This is a genomic window from Corallococcus sp. CA047B (assembly GCF_003612065.1).
Taxonomy (GTDB): Bacteria; Myxococcota; Myxococcia; order Myxococcales; family Myxococcaceae; genus Corallococcus; species Corallococcus praedator.
Map to the genome: position 1 here is coordinate 111,323 of NZ_RAWD01000002.1, position 26,400 is coordinate 137,722.

General features: G+C 68.7%; 12 protein-coding genes. 6 read left to right on the plus strand and 6 right to left on the minus strand.

Going from position 1 to position 26,400, the window contains the following annotated elements; genetic code table 11:
• The first annotated feature begins 185 nt into the window (after window positions 1–185).
• Entirely contained in the window at window positions 186–12,320 is a 12,135-nt protein-coding gene (locus D7X74_RS00870) for a non-ribosomal peptide synthetase (protein ID WP_120530980.1), read from the plus strand.
• A 6-nt stretch (window positions 12,321–12,326) separates the two neighbouring features.
• Here the strand turns inward: D7X74_RS00870 and D7X74_RS00875 are convergent, their stop codons facing one another.
• Window positions 12,327–13,796 (minus strand): hypothetical protein, encoded by a 1,470-nt coding sequence (locus D7X74_RS00875; RefSeq protein ID WP_120530981.1) that lies wholly within the window; start codon window positions 13,794–13,796, stop codon window positions 12,327–12,329.
• Between the two features lie 130 nt (window positions 13,797–13,926).
• Between D7X74_RS00875 and D7X74_RS00880 the strand changes: the two genes are divergently transcribed.
• Window positions 13,927–15,825 carry a hypothetical protein gene (locus D7X74_RS00880; RefSeq protein ID WP_233601914.1) on the plus strand — a complete coding sequence of 633 codons (1,899 nt, stop codon included), beginning with the start codon at window positions 13,927–13,929 and terminating at the stop codon, window positions 15,823–15,825.
• A 68-nt stretch (window positions 15,826–15,893) separates the two neighbouring features.
• Window positions 15,894–17,015, plus strand: coding sequence for a heparan-alpha-glucosaminide N-acetyltransferase domain-containing protein (locus tag D7X74_RS00885; protein WP_120530983.1), 1,122 nt, complete (start codon window positions 15,894–15,896; stop codon window positions 17,013–17,015).
• Here D7X74_RS00885 and D7X74_RS00890 read toward each other — a convergent pair.
• Complete coding sequence (locus tag D7X74_RS00890) at window positions 16,975–17,463, minus strand: VOC family protein (RefSeq protein WP_120530984.1); 489 nt, start codon at window positions 17,461–17,463, stop codon at window positions 16,975–16,977. The two genes, D7X74_RS00885 and D7X74_RS00890, sit on opposite strands and share 41 nt — an antisense overlap.
• A 140-nt stretch (window positions 17,464–17,603) precedes the next feature.
• Here D7X74_RS00890 and D7X74_RS00895 point away from each other — a divergent pair, with 140 nt between their 5' ends.
• Complete coding sequence (locus D7X74_RS00895; protein WP_120530985.1) at window positions 17,604–19,424, plus strand: von Willebrand factor type A domain-containing protein; 1,821 nt, start codon at window positions 17,604–17,606, stop codon at window positions 19,422–19,424.
• Between the two features lie 91 nt (window positions 19,425–19,515).
• Here the strand turns inward: D7X74_RS00895 and D7X74_RS00900 are convergent, their stop codons facing one another.
• Window positions 19,516–20,118 (minus strand): hypothetical protein, encoded by a 603-nt coding sequence (locus D7X74_RS00900; protein WP_120530986.1) that lies wholly within the window; start codon window positions 20,116–20,118, stop codon window positions 19,516–19,518.
• Window positions 20,119–20,235: 117 nt separating this feature from the next.
• Between D7X74_RS00900 and D7X74_RS00905 the strand changes: the two genes are divergently transcribed.
• A complete protein-coding gene (locus D7X74_RS00905; protein WP_120530987.1) occupies window positions 20,236–20,931 on the plus strand; it encodes an expansin EXLX1 family cellulose-binding protein in 696 nt (231 codons plus the stop codon).
• Window positions 20,932–20,961: 30 nt separating this feature from the next.
• Here D7X74_RS00905 and D7X74_RS00910 read toward each other — a convergent pair whose 3' ends face one another.
• The 3 genes from D7X74_RS00910 to D7X74_RS00920 all read right to left on the minus strand — a co-directional run bounded on the left by D7X74_RS00910 (window position 20,962) and on the right by D7X74_RS00920 (window position 24,280).
• Entirely contained in the window at window positions 20,962–21,822 is an 861-nt protein-coding gene (locus tag D7X74_RS00910; RefSeq protein WP_120530988.1) for an alpha/beta hydrolase, read from the minus strand.
• A gap of 45 nt (window positions 21,823–21,867) precedes the next feature.
• A complete protein-coding gene (locus tag D7X74_RS00915; protein WP_120530989.1) occupies window positions 21,868–22,689 on the minus strand; it encodes an alpha/beta fold hydrolase in 822 nt (273 codons plus the stop codon).
• A 139-nt stretch (window positions 22,690–22,828) separates the two neighbouring features.
• The gene (locus D7X74_RS00920; RefSeq protein ID WP_120530990.1) at window positions 22,829–24,280 is read right to left on the minus strand and encodes a sigma-54 dependent transcriptional regulator; all 1,452 of its coding nucleotides are present in this window, start codon (window positions 24,278–24,280) and stop codon (window positions 22,829–22,831) included.
• Between the two features lie 69 nt (window positions 24,281–24,349).
• Here D7X74_RS00920 and D7X74_RS00925 point away from each other — a divergent pair.
• The coding region (locus D7X74_RS00925; protein WP_120530991.1) for a PAS domain S-box protein at window positions 24,350–26,400 on the plus strand (2,051 nt) is incomplete at its 3' end.

Here is a 26,400-nt window from a genome sequence, read left to right on the forward strand (position 1 = left end):
GACGCCGGGATGGAATTTAGACGCATGAGGGCATCCTCCCCGCCACGGTGGTGGGTGGCGTCCGACCTTGCGCGCATTGCATCAACGTCTCTTTAATTCGAAACACGCGTCGCCCCTCTTGCATCCGCCACCGTGCCTGACGCGGCGGCACTGGTCCCCCCGCCTCCTGGGGGTGGCGCGACGACATGATCGACACCGTCGACGCCTCCCCGTCCCCCCGGGGCCTGTCTCCTCGCAGCATCGCCGAGGCCTTCGAGACGCAGGTCGCCTTGCAGCCCCAGGCCATCGCCGTCCGTTGTGATGGGCAGCAGCTCAAGTACGCGGAGCTGGACGCGCGGGCGAACCGGCTCGCGGGAGCGTTGAAGGCGCGGGGCGTGGGCCGTGAACAGCCACGGGTGGGCGTGTGTCTGCCGCGCTCGGTGGATCTGCTCGTCGCGCTGTTGGGCATCCTCAAGGCGGGCGGTGCGTATGTCCCGCTCGATCCGGAATACCCCGCGGAGCGGCTCGCCTTCATGGCCACGGATTCGCGCGTGCGGATCATCCTCACGCACGCGGCGCTGGAGTCGCGGCTGCCCGAGGGTGACTGGCACACGCTCTGCCTGAACGCGCACGCGGACACCGTGGCGGCCTTCAGCGACACGCCGCCTGGGTGCGACGCCGTCCCGGAGGACCTGGCGTACGTCGTCTTCACGTCGGGCTCCACGGGCCGGCCCAAGGGTGTCTGCGTGCCACACCGGGGCGTGCTGCGGCTGGTGCTGGACGCGGACTACGTGCACCTGGGACCGGACGAGGTGCTGTTGCAGCTGGCGCCCGTGGCCTTCGACGCGTCCACGTTCGAGATCTGGGGAGCGCTGCTCAACGGTGGCCGCGTCGCGGTGTTCTCCCGGGGCGCGTCGGCGCTGGACGAGCTGGGCGACTTCCTGCGCACGGAGCGCGTGACGACGGCGTTCCTCACCACCGGCCTCTTCAACAACCTGGTGGACCTGGGCCTGCCGGGCACGGAGACGCTGCGGCAGCTCTACACGGGCGGCGAGGTGATGTCGCTGCCCCACGCCCGACGCGCGCTGGAGGCCCTGCCCCACACGCGCGTCATCAACTGCTACGGGCCCACGGAGAACACCACGTTCACGAGCTGCCAGCCCCTGCGGGCGCCGCTCGGCTCCGAGCCCGCGCCCATCGGTCACGCCATCTCCGGCACGCGGATGTACGTGCTGGACGAAGCGGGCCGCGAGGTGCCCCCAGGCACCGTGGGCGAGCTGTACACGGGCGGCAGCGGCGTCGCGTGGGGCTACTGGGAGCGACCCGACCTCACCGCCGAACGGTTCCTGCCGGATCCCTTCAGCACCGAACCGGGCGCGCGGATGTACCGCTCGGGAGACCTGGCGCGGAGGCTCACGGACGGCGCGGTGGACTTCGTGGGACGCAGCGACCACCAGGTGAAGGTGCGCGGCTTCCGCATCGAACCGGGAGAGGTTGAAGCAGCGCTGCGCCTTCACACGTCCGTGCAGGAGGCGGTCGCGCTCGTGCGCGAGGATGTGCCGGGAGACAAGCGGCTGGTCGCGTATGTGACGGCCAGCGAGCCCCTGACATCGGCCCTGCTGCGAACGCACCTGAAGGCCCACCTGCCCGCGCACATGCTGCCGTCGGCGATCGTCGTGCTGGACGCGATGCCGCTCACGGCCAACGGCAAGGTGGAGCGCAAGGCCCTTCCGGATCCCCGCGACTGCCCCGGTGCCGAGGACGACTTCGTCGCGCCTGAGACCGCGCTGGAGCGGGCCATCGCCAGGGTCTGGGCGGAGGTGCTGCGCGTGGACGCCGTCAGCGCCACCGCGGACTTCTTCGAGTTGGGAGGACAGTCGCTCCTGGCCACGCGGGCCATCGCGCGATTGGGGGACCTGCTCCAGAGGCCCGTGGCCCTCCGCACCCTCTTCGAGCACCCCACCCTGCGCGCCTTCTCCGCTGCCGTGGAGACAGGGCACCCGACGTCCGGGCACACCGAAGCGCCCATTCCCCCGTGCACAGGTGCGGCGCGGGAGCAGTTGTCGTTCTCGCAGCAGCGGCTGTGGTTCCTCGATCGCTGGATGCCGGGCTCGCCGCTGTACTCGCTGCCGATGGCGTTCCGGCTGGACGGGGCGCTGGAAGCTTCCGTGCTGGAGCAGGCCCTCCAGGCCCTCGTGGATCGACACGAAGCCCTGCGCACGACCTTCCCCGGTGACGGCGTTCCGGTGCAGCGGGTCGCTTCGCGCCTGACCGTGCTCCTGGCGTGCGTGGAGTCGCACTCCGAGGAAGAGACCGCCGAGTGGATGCAGCGTGAGGCGGAGCAGCCGTTCAATCTGGCGGAGGGCCCTCTCTTCCGCGCTCGGCTCATCCGGGAGGGGGAACGCAAGCAGGTGCTGGTGCTCAACCTGCACCACATCATCTCCGACGGGTGGTCCTTCGGCGTGCTGTACCGCGAGCTGTCCTCGGAGTACCGGACGCGGAGCCTGGGAGAGGACTCCGCGCTGGAGCCCCTACCACTCCAGTATCCCGACTACGCGGCGTGGCAGCGCCAGTGGCTCCAGGGCGATGTGCTTACACAGCAGCTCGGGTTCTGGGAGCAGCAGCTCGCGGATGTGCCGCACGTGTTGGAGTTGCCGACCGATCGGCCGCGTCCCACCGTGCAGAAATTCGCCGGAGCCATCCACCGTTTCAAGGTCCCCACGGAGCTTCGCCACGCCCTGGACGGCGTGGCACGACAGGAGGGCGCCACGCTGTTCATGGCCCTGCTCACCGGCTTCCAGGTGCTGCTGTCGCGCTACAGCGGTCAAAGCGACTTCGTGGTGGGGACGCCCATCGCCAACCGCACGCGTGAAGAGCTGGAGGGACTGATCGGCTTCTTCGTCAACACGCTTCCGTTGCGTGTCCGCTTCGAAGGCATGCCCTCCTTCCAGGACGTGCTGCATCAGGTGCGGGACCGCGCGCTGGGGGCCTACGCGCATCAGGACCTACCGTTCGAGAAGCTGGTCGAAGCCCTCCAGGTCGAACGGGAGCAGAGCCGCACGCCGCTCATCCAGGTGCTGTTCGCGCTCCAGAACGCGCCGGCCGGGCAGCTCCAATTCCCGGGCGTGGCCGTCACCCCACTGACGCTGGACACACGGACATCCAAGTTCGAGCTGTTCCTCGCGCTGGAGGAGGCTGGTGACGGACTCGTGGGAACGCTCGAATACGCCACGGCGCTCTTCGATGCGTCCACCATCCAGCGCCTGTCCGAGCACTACCTCCAGGTGCTGCGGCGCTTCGTGGAAGCACCGAACCGGGCCACGGCGGACGCGGTCTTCCTCTCGCAGGCCGAGCAGCATCAGGTGCTCCGGGACTGGAACGCGACGGCGCGTCCCTACCCTTCCGACCTGTCGATCGTGGACGCCTTCGCGGCACAGGTCGCTCAGCGTCCCGAAGCCATCGCCGTGAGCCATGGCCCCAGGACGCTCACCTACGCGGAGCTGGACGCACGGGCGGACCGGCTCGCCATGAGACTGCGGGCAATGGGTGTCCACCGAGGCACGCCGCAGGTGGGCGTGTGCCTGCCCCGCTCCGTCGATCTCATCGTGTCGCTCCTGGCCATCCTCAAGGCCGGTGGCGCCTACGTCCCGCTGGATCCAGAGCATCCGTCGGAGCGCCTCGCCTTCATGGCCGGGGACGCGCGGCTCGTCGCCATCGTGACCCACGAGGCCCTGGCGTCACGGTTGCCCGGAGGCGCCTGGACGCCGATGTGCCTGGATGCTCCGGACGACACCATGGAGGGACCGTCCGGGTTGGACGCGGTGCTGCCGGTGGATCTGGCGCACATCATCTACACGTCGGGCTCCACCGGTCGGCCCAAGGGCGTGTGCATCCCGCATCAGGGCGTGGTGCGACTGGTGCTCAATCCCGACTACGTGCGGCTGGGCCCCGGCGACCGGATGGCGCAGTCCACGACCATCGCGTTCGACCTCTCCACACTGGAAATCTGGGGCGCGCTGCTCAACGGGGCCACGCTGGTCCTGTTCTCCAAGGACGAGATCATCGACCCGGACGTGCTGGCGCGCCGCCTCCAGGAAGAGCGCATCACGCACATGGTGCTGGCCACGGCCCTGTTCAACCACGTGGCCCGCACGCGCCCCGAGGCCTTCCGTCACCTGTCCTGGATGATCTTCGGCGGCGAGGCCGCGGACGTCTCCTGCGTCAACGCGGTGCTCGCGCACGGAGGCCCCACCGCGCTGATCAACGGCTACGGCCCCACGGAGAACACGTCCTTCAGCACGTGGTATCGGGTGCCACACGCGGGAGTCACTTCGGTGCCCATTGGTGGACCGCTCGCCAACAGCACCGCCTATGTGCTGGATGCGCGACTCCAGGGGGTCCCGCCAGGGGTCGTGGGGGAGCTGTTCGTGGGGGGCGACGGACTGGCGCTCGGATACTGGGATCGGTCCGCGCTCACCGCGGAGAAGTTCGTTCCCCATCCGTTCAGCGACAGGCGGGGCGCGCGGCTCTACCGCACCGGCGACCTGGTGCGACAGCGGACCGATGGCGTCCTGGAGTTCATCGGGCGCCGCGATCATCAGGTGAAGCTGCGAGGCTTCCGCATCGAACTGGGCGAGGTGGAAGCGGCCCTGCGGCAGCACGCCTCCGTGCACGAAGCCCTCGTGATGGTGCGCGAGGACGTCCCGGGCGACCGCCGACTTGTCGCCTATGTCGCGGCCCCGGACCTCACGGACGCGGCGCTCCGCGAGTACCTCCAGGCCCGACTCCCGGACCACATGGTGCCCGCCGCGTTCGTGGTGCTGGAGGCACTGCCCCTGACGCCCAACGGGAAGATCGATCGGCGTGCACTGCCGGCACCCGAAACCTCCCGTTCCGGCACCGACGACTTCGTCGCGCCCCGAAGCCCCTTGGAGGCACAGGTGGCGGACATCTGGGCCTCCGTGCTGGACGGCCGCGAGGTGGGGGCGCACTCCCACTTCTTCGACCTGGGAGGCCATTCGCTGCTGGCCACGCAGGTGGTGTCACGTGTGCGCGATGCGCTGGGCGTGGCCCTTCCCGTGCGCGCGCTCTTCGAAGCCCCGCGCCTGGAGGCGTTCGTCCGGACGGTGGCGCGACTCATGGAAGAGGGAAGCCGGGACGCTTCGCGCATTCCCCTGCTGCCTCGCGAGTCCACCCTTCCCCTCTCCTTCGCGCAGGAGCGGCTGTGGTTCCTCGGGCGTCTTCATGAGGCACGCGGCGTCTACAACATGCCCATGGCCCTGCGCCTGGACGGTCCGCTGGACGTCCCCGTGCTGCGCGCCAGCCTCGAAGCGCTCATCCTCCGGCATGAAGCCCTGCGCACCACCTTCCCCGAAGGCGACCACCCCTCCCAGCACATCCACGCGGATCCAGGGCTCGCCTTGGAACTCCAGCACATCGACGCTCATGCACCCGACGATGCTCGGGTCCTGGAGCGTCTGAAGCGGGAGGCGGAGGCACCCTTCGACCTTGCTCGCGGACCCTTGTTCCGAGCGCTGCTGATCCAACTTGAAGGCACGTGCTCGGTGCTGGTGCTCAACCTGCATCACATCGTGTCCGACGGATGGTCCCTGGGGGTGCTGTACCGGGAGCTGTCCTCGGAGTACCGGGCGCGGCTTCAGGACCGTCATGCGGAGCTGACCCCGCTGCCCTTGCAGTACGCGGACTATGCGGCGTGGCAGCGGAAGGCACTCCAGGGGGAAGGACTCCAGCGGCAGCTCGACTTCTGGAAGCAGCAGGTCGCGGAGGCACCGCACGTCCTGGAGCTTCCCACGGACCGCCCGCGTCCCGCCGTGCAGCGGTTCGAGGGCGCGACCCATCGCTTCACGTTGGCCTCTTCGCTCCGCCACTCGCTGGAGACCGTGGCGCGCCAGGAAGGGGCCACGCTGTTCATGACGCTGCTGGCGGGCTTCCAGGTGCTGCTGTCGCGCTACAGCGGTCAGCGGGACTTCATCGTCGGCACGCCCATCGCCAACCGCACGCGTGAAGAGCTGGAGGGGCTCATCGGCTTCTTCGTCAACACGCTGCCGCTGCGCGCCCGGCTGGAAGGCGCTCCCTCCTTCCGGGAGCTGCTGCGTCAGGTGCGGGATCGGGCCCTGGGGGTGTATGCGCACCAGGAGCTGCCTTTCGAGAAGCTCGTGGAGGAGCTGCACGTCGAGCGCTCGTTGAGTCACGGCCCCCTGGTGCAGGTGATGTTCGCCCTGCAGAACGCGCCCGGCACCCTGCCCCAGCTTCCCGGCCTCCAGGTGCGGGCCCTGGAGCTTCAAACCCATACGTCCAAGTTCGACCTGAGCCTGATGCTGGAGGAGACGGACGACGGGCTCTCGGGCGCATTCGAATACGCCACCGCGCTCTTCGAGCCGCGCACCGTCGAGCGGATGGCCGACCACTTCCGCCGGTTGCTCGAAGGCGCCACCCATCAACCCGACACCTCCGTCCACGCCCTGCCCTGGCTGTCCGAGGAGGAGCACCACCGCGTCCTGGTGGAGTGGAACGACACCGCGCGGGCCTATCCGCGCGACGCATCCCTCGTGCGCGCCTTCACCGCGCAGGTGGCCGCGCGTCCGGACGCCATCGCCGTGCGCCACGGGGACCGGAGCCTCACGTACGCGGAGCTGGAAGCGCGCGCCAATCAGCTCGCCTGGGACCTGAAGGCCCGGGGCGTGGGACGCGCGGCCCCCCGAGTGGGTGTCTGCCTGCCGCGCTCCATTGAACTCATCGTGTCGCTGGTCGCCATCCTCAAGGCGGGCGGCGCCTACGTGCCGCTGGATCCGGACTACCCCTCCGAACGCCTGGCGTTCATGGCGGGCGACGCACGGCTCGTCGCGGTCGTGGCCCAGGCGTCACTCCTGGACCGGGTGCCGGACGGTGCGTGGTCGGTCCTGTGCCTGGAGGCTCGGGCAGAGACGTGGAGCCAGCGTGACCGTCACGCGCCTCCGGACGAAGGCTCCGGCGACGATCTGGCGCACATCATCTACACGTCGGGCTCCACCGGCCGGCCCAAGGGCGTATGCATCCCGCATTGCGGGGTCGCGCGGCTGGTCCTCGACCCTGATTTCCTCCAGGTCCGCCCCGAGGACCGGGTGGCCCAGACCTCGACGGTCGCCTTCGATGCGTCGACGTTCGAGCTATGGGGTGCCCTGCTCAATGGCGCCACGCTCGTGCTGCTGTCGAAGGACGAGGTCATCGAACCCACGGTGCTCGCGAAGCGGGTCCAGGAAGAGGGCATCACGATCCTCTTCCTGACCACGGCGCTCCTCAACCATGTCGCGCGCACCGATGCCTCGCTCCTGAAGGGCCTCCGTGGGTTGCTCTTCGGTGGCGAGGCCGCGGACCCAACCTGCGTCCGCGCACTGCTGGCACACAGCGCCCCCGAGCACCTCGTCCACGCTTACGGCCCCACGGAGAACTCGGCGTACAGCACGTGGTTCTCGCCGGCTCAAGTCGAAGCCGATGCGCTGGCGGTGCCCATCGGGCGTCCCGTCTCCAACAGCACGGCGTACGTGCTGGACGCGCAGGGATACCCCGTGGCCCCGGGCGTCATCGGTGAACTCTTCGTCGGGGGCGATGGCCTCGCCTGGGGGTATTGGGAGCGGCCCGACCTCACCGCCGACGCCTTCATCCCCCACCCCTTCTCCTCCTCCCCAGGAGCCCGCCTCTACCGCACTGGCGACCTCGTCCGGCAACAGCACGACGGCGACCTCGTCTTCGTCGGCCGCCGCGACCATCAGGTGAAGGTCCGTGGCTTCCGCATCGAGCCCGGCGAAGTCGAAGCGGTCCTGCGCCAGCATGCTTTCGTTCGCGAAGCCCTCGTCCTCGTGCGGGAGGACTCGCCCGGCGACAAGCGGCTGGTTGCCTATGTCACCTCCCGTGAGGCCCTGAGCGCCAGCGACCTGCGCTCCCACGTCCAGGGATTGCTTCCCAGCCACATGGTGCCCTCGGCGTTCGTGCTGCTCGACGCGCTGCCGATGACGCCCAATGGGAAGGTGGACCGACGCTCGCTGCCGGTGCCCCTCACGGAGGAAGGACCCTCCGCCGGCTCATTCCCGACGCGGGCGCTGACCGCGCTGGAACAGACGCTGACCGACATCTGGTGCACGGTGCTGCATCTGTCCCACGTCCGTGTCGACGCGAACTTCTTCGACCTGGGCGGGCACTCGCTGCTGGCCACGCAGGTCGTCTCCCGGATCTCCCAGGCGCTGTCCATCCCGGTTCCCGTCCGCACGGTCTTCGAGTTCCCCACCATCGAAGCCCTGGCCGGGCACCTGGAAGCACGCATGAAGGACACGGTGCTGCCCGGTCCCGCGATCCGGGCCCTGCACCGTGACGGTCCGCCACCGCTGTCGTTCGCGCAGGAACGCCTCTGGTTCCTCCACCAGTTCCACGACGACCGGGCCGCCTACAACATGCCCATGGCGCTGCGGCTGGAGGGGACGCTGGACGTGGCCGCGCTGGAGCACGGACTCCAGGCGCTGGTGGACCGGCATGAATCGCTGCGCACTTCCTTCCCGGGCGATGGCGTTCCGGCGCAGCGGATCGCACCCCGGCTTCCGGTGTCCTTCCGCACGGTGGAGGCCCGCTCGAAGGAAGAAGCCGACGCCGTCCTGAAACAGGAAGCGGAGACGCCCTTCGACCTCGCGGAAGGCCTGCTGTTCCGCGCCCTCCTCGTGCGCGAGGACGAACGGCATCACGTGCTGCTGCTCAACCTGCACCACATCGTGTCCGATGGATGGTCGCTCGGCGTTCTCTACGAGGAGCTTTCCTCCGAGTACCAGGCACACCACGCAGGGCGACCCTCGGACCTCGCGCCCCTGAGCGTGCAGTACGCGGACTACGCGGCGTGGCAGCGCCAGTGGCTCCAGGGGGATGTGCTCCAACGGAGACTCGATTACTGGAAGCAGGAGCTGGCGGACGCACCAAGGCTCCTGGAGTTGCCCACGGACCACCCACGTCCCGCCGTGCAGCGCTTCACGGGGGCCACCCAGGTCTTCACGCTCCCACGCACCGTGCGCGAGCCCCTGGAGGTGCTGGGCCGCCAGGAAGGCGCCACGTTGTTCATGACGCTGATGGCGGGCTTCCAGGTGTTGCTGTCGCTCTACAGCGGCCAGCAGGACTTCATCGTCGGCACGCCCATCGCCAACCGGACGCACGAGGAGCTGGAGGGGCTCATCGGCTTCTTCGTCAACACGCTGCCCCTGCGTGCGTGGCTGCACGGCAAGCCCTCCTTCCGCGAGGTCGTGCGCCGCGTGCGAGACCGGGCCCTGGGCGCCTATGCGCATCAGGAGCTGCCCTTCGAAAAGCTCGTGGAGGAGCTGCACGTCGAGCGCGCCCTGGACCACGGTCCCCTGGTGCAGGTGATGTTCACCCTCCAGAACGCGCCCGGGATGCCGCCACGGTTCCCCGGCCTCCAGGTCCAGGCGCTCGAACTCCAGACCTGGACCTCCAAGTTCGACCTCACCCTGGCCCTGACCGAAACCCCCGAGGGCCTGAGCGGCACGTTCGAATACGCGACCGCGCTCTTCGAACCACACACGATTGAACGGATGTCGGATCACTTCCGGCGCCTGCTCGAAAGCGCGCTCCGCCAGCCCGATGCCTCCCTCCACGCCCTGTCCTGGCTCTCCGAGGAGGAGCGCCACCGCGTCCTGGTGGAGTGGAACGACACCGCCCGGCCCTACCCGCGCGACGTGTCCCTCGTGCAGACCTTCGAAGCCCAGGCGGCCGCGCGTCCGGACGCCATCGCCGTGCGCCACGGAGCCCAGGCAGTCACCTACGCGGAGCTGGACACGCGCGCCAATCAGCTCGCGTGGGCCCTCAAGGCGCAGGGCGTGGGACGTGAGACTCCGCGGGTCGGCGTGTGCCTGCCCCGAGGAATCGATCTCATCGTGTCACTGGTCGCCGTCCTCAAGGCGGGCGGCGCCTACGTGCCGCTGGATCCGGACTACCCGTCAGAACGCCTGGCCTTCATGGCCTCGGACGCGCGACTGCACCGGATCATCACGGACGCGACGCTCGCCGGCCGGCTTCCTTCGGAGGCAGTTGGCATCCTCCGCATCGACACGCTGGAGCCTGTCTCACAGGCGGGATCCCCATTCGATGCTCGCGGCTTCCATCCTTCCGAACCCGCGTACGTCATCTACACGTCCGGGTCCACGGGCCGCCCCAAGGGCGTCTGCGTTCCCCATCAGGCCGTGCTGCGACTGGTGATGGATGCGGACTACATCCCGTTCGGTCCGGACGACCGCGTGGCCCAGGCCGCGACGGTGTCCTTCGATGCGTCGACGTTCGAGCTGTGGGGCGCCCTGCTCAACGGCGCCACGCTCGTCCTGTTCTCGAAGGAGGAGATCATCGAGCCCGCGACGCTCGCCCGCGTCCTGCGCGATGAGCGAATCACCGCGCTGTTCCTCACCACGGCCCTCTTCAATCACGTTGCTCGGATGGAGCCCACGGCCTTCAACGGCCTGTCCACGCTCCTGTTCGGCGGCGAGGCCGTGGACCCGGCCTGCGTCAACCGACTGCTCGCCCATGGCGGGCCGCGTCGGCTGCTGCACGTCTACGGCCCCACGGAGAATACGACCTTCAGCACCTGGCACCCCGTGACAGGGCCCGTCACCGACACGGTGCCCATCGGCCGGCCCCTCTCCAACAGCACGGCGTACGTGCTGGATGCGCACCGCTACCCGGTGGCCCCGGGCGTCGTCGGAGAACTCTTCGTCGGGGGCGACGGCCTTGCCTGGGGGTACTGGGAGCGGCCCGACCTCACCGCTGATGCCTTCATCCCCCACCCCTTCTCCTCCGTCCCAGGAGCCCGCCTCTACCGCACTGGCGACCTCGTCCGGCAACAGCACGACGGCGCCCTCGTCTTCGTCGGCCGCCGCGACCATCAGGTGAAGATCCGTGGCTTCCGCATCGAGCCCGGCGAAATCGAAGCGGTCCTGCGCCAGCACCCTTCCGTGCGCGAAGTCATCGTCCTCGTGCGTGAGGACTCGCCCGGCGACAAGCGACTGGTCGCCTACGTCACCTTCCGTGAGGCCCTGAGCGCCAGCGACCTGCGCGCCCACGTCCAGGGACTGCTTCCCAGTCACATGGTGCCCTCGGCGTTCGTGCTGCTCGACACGCTGCCGCTCAACGCGAACGGGAAGGTGGACCGACGCGCCCTGCCACGACCCGAGGAGTCCACGGAAGCGGACGACACCGGCGTGGCGCCCCGCACGCCGTTGGAACAACAGGTGGCGGACGTGTGGGCACAGGTCCTCACGCGCACGTCCCTCAGCGTCACCGCGAGCTTCTTCGACCTGGGAGGACACTCCCTGCTCGCGGCGCAGCTCGTGTCGAAGCTGTCCGAACACTTCCAGCTCAAGGTCCCGCTCCAGGTCCTCTTCCAGAGCCCGACGGTCGCGGCGCTCTCGCAGTGGATCCAGTCGCGACTCACACCGGATGCGCCCGGCGCATCGCAGTCCTCGGCCCTGCCCGAAGGCGTCGTGCCGCTTCAGCAGGGCCGCGCGGACCTTCCGCCGCTGTGGTGCATGCATCCGGTGGGCGGCACGGTGTTCTGCTACCAGGATCTCGTGCGGGCGCTCGGGCCTGACCGGACGGTCTACGGCCTCCAGGCTCCGGGCGTGAACGGTGAATGCCCGCCGCTGGGCAGCATCGAAGCGCTCGCGTCGCACCACCTCAACGCGATGCTCCAGTGCCAGCCCCGAGGGCCGTACTACCTCGTGGGCCTCTCGATGGGCGGCACCATCGTCTACGAGATGGCCCAGCGCATGCTCAGGCTGGGCATCCCTCCCGCGCTGCTCGTCTTCCTGGACACGCCCGGCCCCGGCCAGATGCCCACCCGCTTCGAGGACGACGCCGCGCTGCTCGCGGCCATGTTCGGAGACGACACGCCGACGCTCGCGCAGCACCTGCGCACGCTGCCGCCGCACGAACAGATGCGCGAAGTCCTGCGGCAAGCCCGCGCGGGCGCGACCGTGCCGGACTCGTATTCGCTCCGGGACCTGGAGGTCTTCCTGGACGTCTGGAAGGCCCACATGCGCGCCCTCTTCAGCTACGAGCCCGTGGGCTACGCGGGACGCGCCACGTACCTCCGAGCCCAGGAGCACGTGCCGCCCCATCCGCTCCATCCCGAACAACCGTGGCAGGTGCTCGTCCAGCACGGGCTGGAGGTGCTGCCCGTGCCCGGCAATCACCAGACGATGATTGAACCGCCCCACGTCGAAACCATGGCGCGGCACCTGTCCGACGGCATGCGGCGCATCGAAGCAGAGACACCTTCAGCGCCGCGCACGTCGGCCGCGTAGTGTTCGCTACTGCCCCACCAGGAACACCTCGTCCAGGTGGTAGTCTCGATTACCCACCACCGGGTAGAACTCCAACCGGATGTTGGACAGGGGCTGCGCGTTGAAATCCCAGGCGAAGGCGTCCTGGAAGCGCGCGAAGGACGTCCCCGCGTCGAGGTAGCGCGACCGGGACGTCAGGTGCGTGCCGTTCAGGGCGAACAGGTGGGCCTGCATGTAGAGGCCCGCCGTCGCGTCCGCCTTGAGCGCCGCGCCATAGCGCACCGTCTGGACGCCGCCTCCGTTCAACGAGGAGACGTTCGCGTCGTGGTACACGCTGTTGGAGGAACAGGTCCCCGCGCACGAGAACGCCAGCGACACGTTGTTCGCCGTGTGCTGGCCGGACTTGAATGTCCAGTTCGTCGCCGTCTGGGGACTGAATCGGTTCCATCCCGCCTCCAGCAGGCCATTGGCGAAGGTGCCCCCCTTCACCAGGTTCTGCGTGCGGCTGAGCTGCGGTGTGGGCAGGAACAGCACCGGCTCCAGCGGGAAGGGCTGCGGGATGACGTAGGTGCTGTCCCGGCAGTCCAACCGGTAGAACGTCTGACCGCTGAACACGGTGCTCGTCGCGCCGTTGCAGTTGGGGTTCACCAGCGGCGCGCAGCCGGAGCTTCCACACTGGTCCGAGCGCTTCCATGCCTCCCAGCGCGTGAAGCCGTACTGTTTCGTGAAGAAGAAGACCTCGAACGACGTCGCGTTGTTGCTGCCGGTGCCCGCGAAGTGGTGCGACGTGATGGTCGGCATCGACTTGCCCGACGTGTAGACGAGGTCCTGCGCCGGGTAGTCCCAGGCCGCGTGCGCCGAGTTGAACGACGGGAGACACCGGTCGTTCGTGGTGATGCTGATCCCGTGCGTCACGTTGCCCTGGACACCCCGCGTGAGGTTGGAGGGAAAGAGGATCCACCCGTCTTCGTTCCACGACGGATCCTGGGTCCCGCTGGGGCATCCCGATCGCCAGAAGGTCTGGTGGTTGATGCCAGGGTCACTGGTTCCCACGAATGAGACGTAGGTGCCGTTCATCTCCGCGACGTCGTAGCCGTCCCGGAACACCGGCGTGCAGTTGCCGTTCGTGCAGCGATCGAAGTCCCGGAAGGCCGTCCCCACGTCGTTGCCACCGAACTCCTTCGCCACCACCACCCGGGGATTCGGATCCGCGGCGTTGGGCGAGCGCACGGGGAACGAGAACACGGACTGGTACACCGCCCCGTTCACCAGACTCTTGTCGGTCCGCAGGTACGGCACCGCCTCACCCTGCCGCAGGTCGCGGTGCGAGGGACAGGTGTACGGATCCCCCGCGATGGGTTGATCCGCCCCATCCACGCAGACGTCCTGGATGAGGAAGTCACGCACCTCGGGAGTCACCGCGAAGGCGGACGGGACACCCACCAGCGAGGCCAGGACGGTGAGCACGGCGGCGGACGGGGGCTTGAATGGCGACATGGAAATCTCCAGGAGATGACGGAAAAATCCGTCAAAGCCGCCAAATCATAACTCCGAGGAGCCCCTGGCGGTGTGCCCGGAGGGCTGCCGACCGGGAGTGCGAAGTGGGCCGCGCAGGAAGGAGATGGGGGTGGCGAAGCGTACTAGCGCCTCCATGACCAACCCCATTCGACGCGCCCTCGCGGCGCTGCTGACGCTGACGTGTCTCGGGGCGCTTCCGGCCCTGGCCGCCACGGGTGTGCAGGGCCCCGTGCCTTCCGCCTTCCAGAACCGACTGATGGTGGGCCTCTTCGAGGAGGCCGGCCAGAGCTGGATGCGCGACAGCGACGTCCCCTGGGACGCGCGCTACCGCTACTTCACCAAGGGCTGGGCGGACAACTGGGGCTATGGCGCCCACGATGGCGCCTGGGCCGCCAGCTTCTTCACCGAGACGAAGGCGCAGGGCTTCGTCCCCGTCGTCACCTACTACCAACTCTTCGGTGAGCCGGGCGGCGGCGAGCAGGAGACGCTGGCGAAGCTGAAGAACGCCAGCACCATGCGCGCCTACTTCGAGGACGTGAAGCTGCTCCTCCAGCGCGCGAAGACCTTCGGCGGTCCCGTCGTCGTGCACGTGGAACCGGACGCCGTCGGCTTCCTCCAGTTCCAGACGAACTCCAACCCCAATACCTACGCGGCCATCGCCGCCTCCGGGATGCCGGAGCTGGCGGGCCTGCCCAACACCGTGGCGGGTTGGAGCCTGGCGTTCCTCCAGCTTCGCAAGTCGGTGGGCGCGAACAACGTCGTGCTCGGGCTGCACATCTCCGCGTGGGCCAGCGGCAAGGACATCGCGTTCAATTCCCTCACGGATCCGCTCCAGCCGGAGGTGGACAAGGTCGTCGCGTTCATCAACCCGGCGGGGCTCGCGTCCAACGTCACCGGCTCCACCTACGACGTGCTCGTGGGGGATCCGCTGGACCGCGACGCGGACTTCTACCGGCTCACGCAGGGCGCGGATCACACCTGGGACATGAGCGACACGGCGTCCATCACCTCCCGCTCGTACAACCGCTACGCGGAGTGGCTGCGGCTCTTCAATCAGACCACCGGCAAGCGCTGGGTGCTGTGGCAGATTCCGGTGGGCAACTCCAACCACCTCAACGTCAACAACAGCGGCGGCGCGCGCCAGGGCTACAAGGACAACCGCACGGAGTACTTCTTCGGCGCGAGTGGTGACGCGCACCGGCGCAAGTTCGCCAACGTGGGCGTCGTCGCCCTGATGTACGGCGCGGGCGCGGGCGGCCAGAGTTCCTACCAGAACGACCTCGCCACCGACGGGCAGCCCTACCTCAAGAATCGCGCGGGCACGTTCCTCCAGGCCGGTGGACTCTCGCTCCCCGCGGCCGGCACCACCCTGCCGCCCCCGGGAGGCGGTTCAACCGATGCGGGCACGCCTCCCATCGACGCAGGCACGCCTCCGACCGACGGCGGCACGAAGCCGGACGGCGGTGTGGATGGCGGCACCGACGGCGGCGTGGATGGCGGCACGAAGCCGGACGGTGGCACGACGGACGGTGGCACCGGTTCGTCCGACGCGGGCACGCCGGCCGACCCCTCGAAGTACGGCTTCGAGTCCAACACGCAGGGCTGGAGCGCGGCTGGCGCGGCGCTGTCGGCCGTCAGCACCAGCACCACGCAGGCCTCCGCGGGCACCCGTTCGCTGGCCGTGCCCTTCAACGGCACGTCCGGCAAGGGCACCGTGGCCGTGGCGAACGCGGCCGTACCGGCGGGCAGGACGGTGACGTTCCGCTTCTGGCTCCCCACCGGCAGCAAGATCGTCGGCGTGCAGCCCTACGCCCTGGAGGGCGCGGCCGCGAACTGGCGCTGGACGGGCACCTGGTACGCCGTGGGCAGCCTCAAGGCGGGCGCCTGGAACAGCATCACCGTGAAGCTGCCCTCTGGGTCCACCACGCCCCTGTACCAACTGGGCCTGGAGTTCCAGACGAGCGGCACCTGGAAGGGCACGGCGTACGTCGACGCCGTCACCTGGTAGCGCCCGGATGACCCTGGTCCCACGGGTGCGTGCAACCGCCCGCGGGACCGACGTAGGGTAGCGCCGCCTTGAGCACCCTGCCCCTTCCGACCCCCGCCTCCCGCGAGCGCGTGCGCGCCATCGACTGGCTGCGCGGAATCTCCGTCCTCTTCATGATCCAGTGCCATGCGCTCGCGCTGCTCACCCCCGAGCTGCGCAAGAGCGTGTGGACCGGCCGGCTGTTGAAGATCGACGGGCTGGTGGCCCCCGCGTTCATCTTCTCCGCCGGCTTCGCGCTCTCGCTCTTGATGGTGCGCAGCGCCGCGAGCGGCGTGCTGGGAGACCGCGTGCGCCGCAACCTGCGCCGCATCGCGGAGGTCTTCGCCGTCGCCGCGCTGGTCAACGCCGCGTGGTTCCCCGTGCTGAAGGAACCGGTGTGGCTGTTGCGCCTGGACATCCTCCACTGCGTGGGCCTGTGCCTCATTCTGACCCTGCCCCTGGCGGCGCTCCTGGCCTCGCGGCCTCGCGCGCTCGCTGCCATGGCGTTCGTGCTGGCGATGGTCGCGTTCGCGCTCGCGCCCTTCACCGACAACGCGGGCGAGCCGTGGGCGTCGTTCCTGCGCAAGTCCTCCTGGGCCACCTTCCCCCTGCTGCCGTGGATCGGCTTCGCGTGGCTGGGCGCCTTCTGCGGCACCATCGCGGGCGCGTGGGGCCGCGCGGGCCTCACCCGGGCCCTGCTCTTCCTCATCGCGGTGGGGCTCGCCGGGACGCTGATGCCGCACCTGCTCAGCAGCCTCTATCCCCCTCACCGCTTCTACGTCACCAACCCGTCCAACTCCGCCACCCGCTTCATGTGGGTCTGCGCGGTGCTGCTCGGGTTGCTGTGGGTGGAGGGCCGGATGGCGCCGGACGCGAAGCCCTCGCGGGCCCGTCGCTTCCTGGAGGTGTTCGGGACCGCGTCACTGTCCGCGTACTTCTTCCACGAGATGCTGCTGTTCTACCGGACGTTCGGTTTCTCGTTCCAACGCGTCTGGGGCGACCGCAGCGGGTGGCTCCAGTACGCGGGCCTGGTCGCGCTGCTCATCGCGTGCACGTACCTGCTGTGCCTCGCGGTGGATCCAGCGGAGCGCGCGCTGAAGAAGGGCTTCGCGCGCGTCCGCCAGCTCGCGCTCAGTGGCCCGTGGATGCGGCCTGCTCGAAGGCGCGAATGATGTCCGGCGGGGCCTGCACCAGCTCGATGAGCACGCCCTCGCCGCTCAGCGGGAACTGATCACTGCCCTTCGGGTGGATGAAGCACACGTCGAAGCCCGCCGCGCCCTTGCGGATGCCGCCGGGCGCGAAGCGCATGCCCTGCCCCTCCAGCCACTTCACGGCGGTGGCCAGGTCGTCCACCCACAGCCCCACGTGGTTGAGCGCCGGGTCGTGCACTTTCGGACGGCCGTCGGGATTGACGGGCTGCATCAGGTCCACCTCCACCTTGAAGGGGCCCGCGCCCGCCACGACGATGTCCTCGTCCACGTTCTCCCGTTCGCTGCGGTAGGTGCCATGGGCCTGCAGGCCCAGGGTGTCCACCCACAGCCTGCGCAGGGCGCCCTTGTCGAGCCCCCCGATGGCGATCTGCTGGATGCCCAGAATCCGGAACGGTCGTGTCGTCTCCATGGGCAGGCACCGTCGCAAATGGGGTTTCCCCACGCAAGCGCGGGCCACGCCCGGGGCCGGGAAAAATTCACCGGATAAACCCATTCCGGACGTCGGTCGTTTTGAAGGGCACGCCTGCTACTTCCAGTCCGGGAGCCCCAATGTCCGCCTTCTTCTCCAAGCGCCGCGTGTCCTTCCTCAGTGGTGCCCTCCTCTCCGCGAGCCTCGTCGCCGCGTGCTCCACGTCGCGGGCCCCGCCGGAGACGCAGGGGCTGACCCAGGCCGAAGCGCGCCCGTCCCGCGCCAACTACGCGCCCAGGGATGACGCCGCCCCCACGACCCCCGCTCCCGTGGAGGATGAATCCGCCAACAGCGCCGTGGCGCTCGCCGCTCCGCCGCCCCCTGAGAGCGCCGCGCCGGCACCCCAGCGCCGCGCGACGCCGGCCCAGCAGCAGGCGATGGGCAAGGCGATGCCCGCCAAGCCAATGGCGTCCGGGGTGGCGCTGGGCAGCATGGGTGTTGGGCCCGGGGGCGGTGGAGCGATGGCGGTAGCACCCGCCCCCATGGCGGAGAAGTCCAAGAAGGAGATGCAGGCCGAGGACAAGTCCCTGACGGAGGCCGGCAACACCTTCGAGGCCTACAAGCCCAACGCCTTCACCGAGACGACGAAGGACGCGCTGTCCACCTTCGCGGCGGACGTGGACACGGCCTCCTACTCCATGGCGCGGCGCTACCTGCAGAACGGGCAGCTGCCTCCCACCCACGCGGTGCGCGTGGAGGAGTTCGTCAACTACTTCAAGTACCGCTACACGCCGCCGGAGGAAGGCGCCTTCACGGTGCACCTGGAGGGCGCGCCCTCGCCGTTCAACGCGCGGCGCCACTTCGTGCGCGTGGGCGTGCAGGGCAAGGTCGTCTCCCGTTCGCAGCGCAAGCCCGCGCACCTGGTGTTCCTGGTGGACACCAGCGGCTCCATGGCGTCGTCGGACAAGCTGCCGCTGGCGCTGGAGTCCATCAAGATCGCGGTGAAGAACCTCAACGAGAACGACACCGTCGCGCTCGTCACCTACGCGGGCTCCACGAAGGACGTGCTGCCGCCCACGCCCGCCACGGACGTGAAGAAGATCCACGCGGCGCTGGACACCCTGGCCGCGGGCGGCGGCACCGCGATGGGCTCCGGCATGGAGACGGCCTACAAGCACGCGGTGAAGAAGGCGTCCGGCAGCGTGGTGTCCCGCGTGGTGGTGCTCACCGACGGTGACGCCAACATCGGCCCCAACCTGAGCGCCAAGGACATGCTGGCCAGCGTGCAGCGGTACGTGTCCGAGGGCGTCACCCTCACCACGGTGGGCTTCGGCATGGGCAACTACCACGACTCGCTGATGGAGCAGCTGGCCGACAAGGGCAACGGCAACAGCTTCTACGTGGACAGCATGAAGGAGGCGCGCAAGGTGTTCGAGACGCAGCTCACCGGCACGCTGGAGGTCATCGCCAAGGACGTGAAGTTCCAGGTGGAGTTCAACCCGAAGGCCGTCAACCGCTACCGCCTGATGGGCTACGAGAACCGCGACATCGCGGACAAGGACTTCCGCGACGACAAGGTGGACGCCGGTGAGATTGGCGCGGGCCACACCGTGACGGCGCTGTACGAGGTGGAGCTGACGGGCGAGTCGCAGGAGCTGGCCACGGTGCGCATCCGCGCCAAGGCGCCCAACGGCACGGAGGCCAAGGAGCAGGCCTTCCCGCTCACCCACGCCAACATGAAGGCCTCCATGGAGGCCGCGTCGTCCGACTTCCGCTTCGCCGCCGCCGTCGCCGCCACCGCGGACATCCTCCGCGCCGCGCCCGCCGCCGAGGGCTGGAGCCTGGCCACCGCGCAGAAGCTGGCGGAGGGCGCCGTGGGCAGCGACACGGAGCGCACCGAGTTCGTGAAGCTGATTGGCCAGGCCCGCGCGCTCACCAGCGCGTCCGCCCGCGGCCGGTAATCCCCGGGGGAGACACCCAGGGTCATGCAGCAAGGGGGTCCCCGCCCGTCACCGGAATGTCCCGGTGGCGGGCGGGGTCTTTTTCAAGGCCTCAGCGGATGTAGTAGCTGGGCGCCGTGGTGCTGGTGAAGAAGTCCGGGAACGTCGCCGTGTAGCGGGTGCCGGGACGGCCCTGGATGGTTCCCGACATCACCCCGTTCACGGTGACGGTCGTGCCGTTCGACTCGATCCACACGTTGCCCGAGTTGACCTGGCCGTAGGGGTAGTCACCCCGGATGTCCGCGTTGCGCACCACGGCGAGCGTGGCCGGATCCACGTGGCTGAACACCAGGTACCGCGCCGCGGAGCCGCTGTAGGAGCTCTGCACCGAGTACGAGAGCGCCACCCCCAGGGCGTTGCCCTGCATCGACAGCTTGGGCTCCGTGGAATAGGAGGTGCCCAGCACCACCGTCAGGTCCCCGTAGGGACAGGTGCTGCCGAAGCGGTTGAGCTTGATGTCGTACGTGGGGGGCAGCACGTTCGGCCGATCCAGCGCGTAGAGCGTGAAGTTGCAGCCATGCGCCGTCGCGGTCGCGGGAACCGCGAAGGCCGCCTCCTGCTGCGCCAGCGACGCCTCCTCCACCAGCTCCGGCCCGCCACAGGCGGACACCACGAGAGCCGAACCCAGACACACTGCGCGCGTGAACTTGTTCATTGGCAAAACACCTCATGACTTCGGGGAAGGGTTTGCATCCTAGCAAACACAATCACCGTCGCCAGGGGCGAGAGGATGTCTGTCCTTGACGCAGGGCAGCGCGTGTATGCTGTCGGTATGAACCGACCCTCCTTCTGGAACCCTTCGCTGCTGGTGGCCGTGGCCTCTTTCGCCTGTGGAGCGTGTGGCGACTCCGCCTCCGGGGGCGGCGTGACGCTGGGCGAGGAGCAGAAGGGAATCGCGACCTACTACGACGCCAACGGCAGCGGCAATTGCAGTTACGACAAGGGCGGCGACCTGATGGTGGCGGCGATGAACGCCGACCAGTACGACAACAGCGCCGTCTGCGGCCAGTGCGTGGACATCGTCGGCCCCAAGGGCAACCTGCGCGTGCGCATCGTGGACCAGTGCCCCGACTGTGAGAAGGGCCACCTGGACCTGAGCCGCGAGGCCTTCGAGAAGGTGGCGGAGATGAAGGACGGCCGGGTGGACATCACCTGGACGCCGGTGTCCTGCGACGTCGCCGGCCCGGTGAAGTACCACTTCAAGGAAGGCAGCAATCCCTGGTGGACGGCCATCCAGGTGCGCAACCACCGGCTGCCCATCAAGAAGCTGGAGTGGAAGCGCGGCGGTGACTGGAAGAGCCTGCGGCGCGAGAGCTACAACTACTTCGTCACCGACGATGGCGTGGGCGAAGGCAGCTTCCAGCTGCGCGTCACCGCCAGCGACGGCCAGCAGCTCACCGACACGCTGGAGGAGGTGCTGGACGACAAGTCGGTGGACGGGGCGGAGCAGTTCGCGCCCCCGAAGTAGGCATGCTCCGCCCGCCCGGTCCGGCTTCCCCTACCCCCTGCTGGCGGAAGCGGGCTGGGCGTTGGCGCCCGGGATTCGCGCCTCGATCCATTCAACGACGTCGGCGAGGACCTGCTCCTTGCCTTCGTCGTTCAGCAGATCGTGGAAGTAGCCCTCGTAGAGCTTGAGCGTCTTGTCGGACGAGCCCGCATCCCGAAGGAAGCGCTGGCTCCCGCTCGGCTTCGTCACGCGGTCCTCCGTGCCGTGGAGGATGAACACCGGCAGCGTGATGAGCGGGAACTCCCGCTTCAGGCGCTCGTCGGCGCGAACCATCTCCGCCACGGAGTTCGCCGCGTAGTTGATGTGCGGGACCAGCGGGTCGTTCATCATCCGCGCCACGAACGCCGGGTCGCGCGAGAAGTCGGCATCCTTCAGGTTCAGCACGTGCGCATGCGGCGCGATGTGGCTCAAGCCCTTGAGGATCGTGAGCGCGAAGTCCGGTGCCGGCACCTCGTGGGCGAAGCTCTCGCAGATCAAGCCCGTAAGCTCCTTCTGGTTCTCGATGGCGTAGGTGCACGCGACCACGCCGCCCGCGCTGTGCCCGAGCAGGAACACCGGCAGCCCCGGGTTCTTCGCCCGCGCCCGCTCGATGAAGATCTTGAGGTCCGCCACGTAGTCCGCGAACAGGTCCACGTAGTAGCGCTCTCCGTCGGAGCGACCGTGCCCCCGCAGGTCCATGGCGTGCACCGCCAGGCCCCGCGCCGCGAGCTGCCGCGCCGGCCCGTCGTAGAGCCCGCTGTGGGCCTTGAAGCCGTGTTGCAGGATCACCACGGCGCGCGGCGGACCCTCGGACTTCCACGACCGGGCGAAGAGCTGGATGCCGCCTGAACCTTCGAACGTTTCTTCAATCATGCGTGAGCTTTCAGGTGAGAGGAGGTGTTCGCGACGTGAGGCGGATCAACCCTGGATGAACGCCAGCAGGTCCGCGTTGAACGGATCGAGCTGGGTGGCCATCAGGCCGTGCGAGCCGCCCGGGTACACCTTGAGCGTGGCGTTCTTCACCAACTTGCTGCTGAGCTGCGCCGCCGCGCCCATGGGGACGATCTGATCGTCATCGCCGTGCAGGATGAGCGTGGGCACGTCGAACTTCTTCAGGTCCTCGGTGAAGTCCGTCTCCGAGAACTGCTGGATGCAGTCGAGCGCGGCCTTCAGGCCGACCTGCATGCTCTGCAGCCAGAACTGGTTGCGCAGGCCCTCGCTGACCTTGGAGCCGGGGCGATTGGCTCCGTAGAACGGCGCGCTGAGGTCCTTGTAGAACTGCGAGCGATCGTAGGCGACGCCCTTGCGGATGCCGTCGAACACCTCCAGCGGAAGGCCGCCGGGGTTGCGCTCCGTCTTGAGCATCAGCGGAGGCACGGCACCGATGAGCGCGGCCTTCGCGACGCGGCGGGTGCCATGGCGGCCGATGTAGCGCGTGACCTCGCCACCGCCGGTGGAGTGTCCGACGAGCACGGCGTTCTTGAGGTCGAGCTGGTTGAGCAGCTCCGCGAGATCGTCCGCGTAGGTGTCCATGTTGTTGCCCTGCCAGGGCTGGCTGGAGCGACCATGGCCGCGGCGATCATGGGCGATGGCACGGAAGCCCTTCGACGCGAAGAAGTTCAGCTGCTCGTCCCACGCGTCGGCATTGAGGGGCCAGCCGTGGCTGAAGACCACCGGCTGCCCCTGACCCCAGTCCTTGTAGAAGAGGGTCGTCTTGTCCTGGGTGGTGATCGTGCTCATCGGCGGGTCGCTCCTGGAGGGGGGTGAGGCTTGTCCTCGGAGCCACTTTGCAGTGGACATGCCACGCGACCCGCGACGCGATTCCAGGCACTTGGGCGCGGCGCCCCCACGCACCGCTGGCTTCATTCCATCCAACTGCTCAGTTCGAAGCCAGGTCCGGGTCGGAGCCGTCCTCGCCCGAGGGCTCCGTGCCGTTCGGAAACAGGGCTCGAAGCTTCAGCCGCAAGGTCTGGCGTGAGACGCCGAGCGTCCGCGCGGCCTGGCTCTGGTTGCCCTGGGAGGACTCGAGCACGGCGGTGAGCAGGAACCGGTCGAGTTCGTCGTGGGCTTCGGCGTAGAGCTGGGTGGTCTTCAGCGCCAGCCGCTGTTGGATGAAGTCCTCGAGCGCCGGCTGCGCGACGCCCGCACCAGGAGGCCTGACCGGGTTCAGCAGCGAGGGCAGGAACAAGGGCAGCAGCACCGTGCCGCTCGCCTTGAGCAGGGCCTGCTTGAGCACGCTCTGCAGCTCCCGCACGTTCCCCTTCCAGGGATGGGCGGCCAGACGTTCCAGGGTCTCCGGTGCGATCTCCCGGATGTCGCGGCCCAGCTCCGCGCCGAAGCGGCGGACGTAGTGCCGGGCCAGGGTGGCCACATCGTCGCCCCGCTCGCGCAGGGGCGGCAGGTGGATGGAGAACACGCCGAGCCGGTAGAAGAGGTCCGCCCGGAACCGCTCCTGGGCGGACAGCCGCGCGAGGTCCCGATGCGTCGAGGCGATCACCCGCACGTCGGTGTGGATCGTCTCGTTGCCGCCCACGCGCTCGAAGGTGCGCTCCTGCAGGACCCGCAGGATCTTGGCCTGCAACGCGAGCGGCATGTCGCCCACCTCGTCGAGCAGCAACGTCCCCCCGTTGCACTGCTCGAACTTGCCAATGCGCCGACGGTCCGCGCCGGTGAAGGCGCCCTTCTCGTGACCGAACAGCTCGCTTTCGAGCAGATGTTCGGGGATGGCCGCGCAGTTCAGCGCGAGGAAGGGCGCCTTCGAGCGGGCACTGTGCTGGTAGAGCGCCCGCGCGACCAGTTCCTTGCCAGTGCCGCTCTCGCCGGTGAGCAGCACCGTCACGTCCTGAGCGGCCACCCGGCCAATGGATTTGTAGACCTCCAGCATCGCCGGACAACCGCCGATCAGGGAGCCCTCCGCGCGCTCGTCGGGAGGCTCCTCGTTGAGCAGCACCGGGGAGCGCATGCGCCGGGCGACTTCACAGGCCTCGCGAACCGTCTGCCCCAACTGCACGAGGTCGAGGGGCTTGTGGAGGTAGTTGAAGGCGCCATGCTTCATCGCCTCGATGGCGGTGTCCGCCGTCTTGGCCATGGTGATGAAGACGACGGGAATGCGGGCGTCGAGGGCGCGGATCTGCTGATACACCTCCAACCCTGACTGATCCGGCAACATCAGGTCGAGCAGGATGACGTCGGGCGCTTCGCGGCGCACGCTCGCAAGGCCATCCCGACCCGTGCTCGCCCAGCGCACCCGGTGGGCGGGCGCGGGGAACAACTGTCGGACCTGGGCGGGAATGACCGCCGCGTCGTCGTCGATGAGAAGAACATCCGCCATGCGGTGCACCCACGGGGTGTGCGACTACGCAGCCTGCTTGATGTCGGGCATCATCGCGAGCACCCTCCCATGCCTCCAAAAAACCTGTCCGTCGAGGACGATCTTCGCTCCGCGCAACACCTCCTCGGCGTCAGCGACGGGCTGAGCGAACGGCTCCGGTTCGCGCTCCAGGGGTCGACCATCGGCGTCTGGGAAACCCAACTGACGGACGAGAACATCGAGAACGGCCGCCTGTCGGCGGTGAACGTCTGGGAACCGCTCGGCTACCCGGCCGAGGGCCCGCGAACGATGGCGGACCGCCTGGCGCTCTGGCACCCCGACGACGTGGAGCGGGTGAAGCGGGTCACCGCGGCGTACCTGAAGGGTGAAACGCCGGGGTTCGAGGTCGAGGTCCGCGTCCGGCAGCACGACGGCACGTACCGGTGGATCCTCAGTCGGGGCACGGCGCTGCGCGACGCCCAGGGGCGTGCGCATCACTTCCTGGGCGTCAGCATCGACATCACGGATCGCAAGGAGGCCGAGACCGCGCTCGCGCGCAGCCAGGAGCGCTACCGCGCGACGTTCGATCACGCTCCCGCCGGCCTGGTCCACGTGGATCCGCGACATGGGTTGAGGCACTTCAATCGCGCCTACTGCGAGATCACCGGGTACTCCGTCAAAGAGCTCCTGGCCCTCGAACCCACCCAGCTCGCGCACCCCGAGGACCTCGAGCACGCGCTCGGCCATTTCCTGTCGCTGAGCCGGAATGAGATCGCGACCTACAGCATCGAGCACCGGTTCATTCGCAAGGACGGCAGGACGATCTGGATCAGCGTCACGTCCTCACGAGTGCCCACCGACGACGGAGCCGACTCATACATCGTGAGCATCGTGCACGATGTGTCGCGGCGAAAGCAGCTCGAGGAAGAGCTGCGGCAGGCGCGCGCGCTGGCCGAGCACGCCAACCGCGCCAAGGACGAGTTTCTCGCGAACGTCAGCCATGAGATCCGCACCCCGATGAATGCCATCCTCGGGATGACGGAGCTGGTCCTGGACACCCACCTCACCCAGGCCCAGCGTCAGTCGCTCAAGACCGTGAAGTCGGCCACGGGCAATTTGCTGGGGATCATCAACGACCTGCTCGACTTCTCGAAGATCGAAGCCGGCAAGCTGGCCCTGGATGCGGCGGACTTCGGCCTGCGCTCCGCCATCGGTGACACGCTGCGAGCGCTCGCCGTCCGCGCGCATCGCAAGGGGATCGAACTCGTCTGCAACGTGCACGCAGACGTCCCCGACGCGCTGGTCGGTGATGCGGGGCGTCTGCGGCAGATCGTCATCAACCTCGTGGGCAATGCCATCAAGTTCACCGCCCAGGGTGAGGTGGTGATGCAGGTGGAGGTCGCGAGCGAATCCGCCGAGCAGGTCGCGCTGCGGTTCTCCGTGCGCGACACCGGCATCGGCATCTCCACCGACAAGCAGACCGCCATCTTCCGCGCCTTCGAGCAGGAAGACGCCTCCACCAGCAGGAAGTACGGCGGGACCGGCCTGGGCCTCACCATCGCCGCGCGGTTGATTGGACTGATGGAGGGCGACATCGGGGTGGAGAGCGAACCAGGCCGCGGAAGCACCTTCACATTCACCGCGCGCTTCGGACGGCATTCGGCGCCGACGGACCCTCCCCTGCCCCGACCGCTGCCACTGCTGCGAGGCCTGCGGGTGCTCGTGGTGGACGACAACGCGGTGAACCGGCGCATCGTCGAGGAGTGGCTGCGCGCCTGGCGGATGGAGCCCACCGGGGTCGGTGACGGCATCGCGGCGATGGATGCACTCTGGCACGGCGTGGCGACGGGGCGACCGTACGCGCTGGCGCTGCTGGACTTCAGGATGCCGGACATCGACGGATTGAGCCTCGCGGCGAAGATTCGCGAGCGCTCCGAGCTGGCCGGCAGTCGCATCGTGCTGCTCACCTCCGCGGATCGACCTGGAGAGGCCGGCCGGATGCGCGAACTGAAGATTGAAGCGCACCTGCTCAAGCCCGTGCCCCAGGACGAGCTGCTGGAGACCCTGCACCACGTCCTGGGCAGCGCCCCCACGGCACCCGTGGTGGACGCGCCTTCCCCGGTGACTTCGAGCGCCACGGA

What these genes read in the sequence shown, in the direction of transcription:
- D7X74_RS00905 (WP_120530987.1), top strand. Translation starts at nt 20,236, where the DNA reads ATGAACCGACCCTCCTTCTGGAACCCTTCGCTGCTGGTGGCCGTGGCC.
- D7X74_RS00875 (WP_120530981.1), bottom strand. Translation starts at nt 13,796, where the DNA reads ATGTCGCCATTCAAGCCCCCGTCCGCCGCCGTGCTCACCGTCCTGGCC.
- D7X74_RS00890 (WP_120530984.1), bottom strand. Translation starts at nt 17,463, where the DNA reads ATGGAGACGACACGACCGTTCCGGATTCTGGGCATCCAGCAGATCGCC.
- D7X74_RS00920 (WP_120530990.1), bottom strand. Translation starts at nt 24,280, where the DNA reads ATGGCGGATGTTCTTCTCATCGACGACGACGCGGCGGTCATTCCCGCC.
- D7X74_RS00910 (WP_120530988.1), bottom strand. Translation starts at nt 21,822, where the DNA reads ATGATTGAAGAAACGTTCGAAGGTTCAGGCGGCATCCAGCTCTTCGCC.
- D7X74_RS00895 (WP_120530985.1), top strand. Translation starts at nt 17,604, where the DNA reads ATGTCCGCCTTCTTCTCCAAGCGCCGCGTGTCCTTCCTCAGTGGTGCC.
- D7X74_RS00915 (WP_120530989.1), bottom strand. Translation starts at nt 22,689, where the DNA reads ATGAGCACGATCACCACCCAGGACAAGACGACCCTCTTCTACAAGGAC.
- D7X74_RS00870 (WP_120530980.1), top strand. Translation starts at nt 186, where the DNA reads ATGATCGACACCGTCGACGCCTCCCCGTCCCCCCGGGGCCTGTCTCCT.
- D7X74_RS00900 (WP_120530986.1), bottom strand. Translation starts at nt 20,118, where the DNA reads ATGAACAAGTTCACGCGCGCAGTGTGTCTGGGTTCGGCTCTCGTGGTG.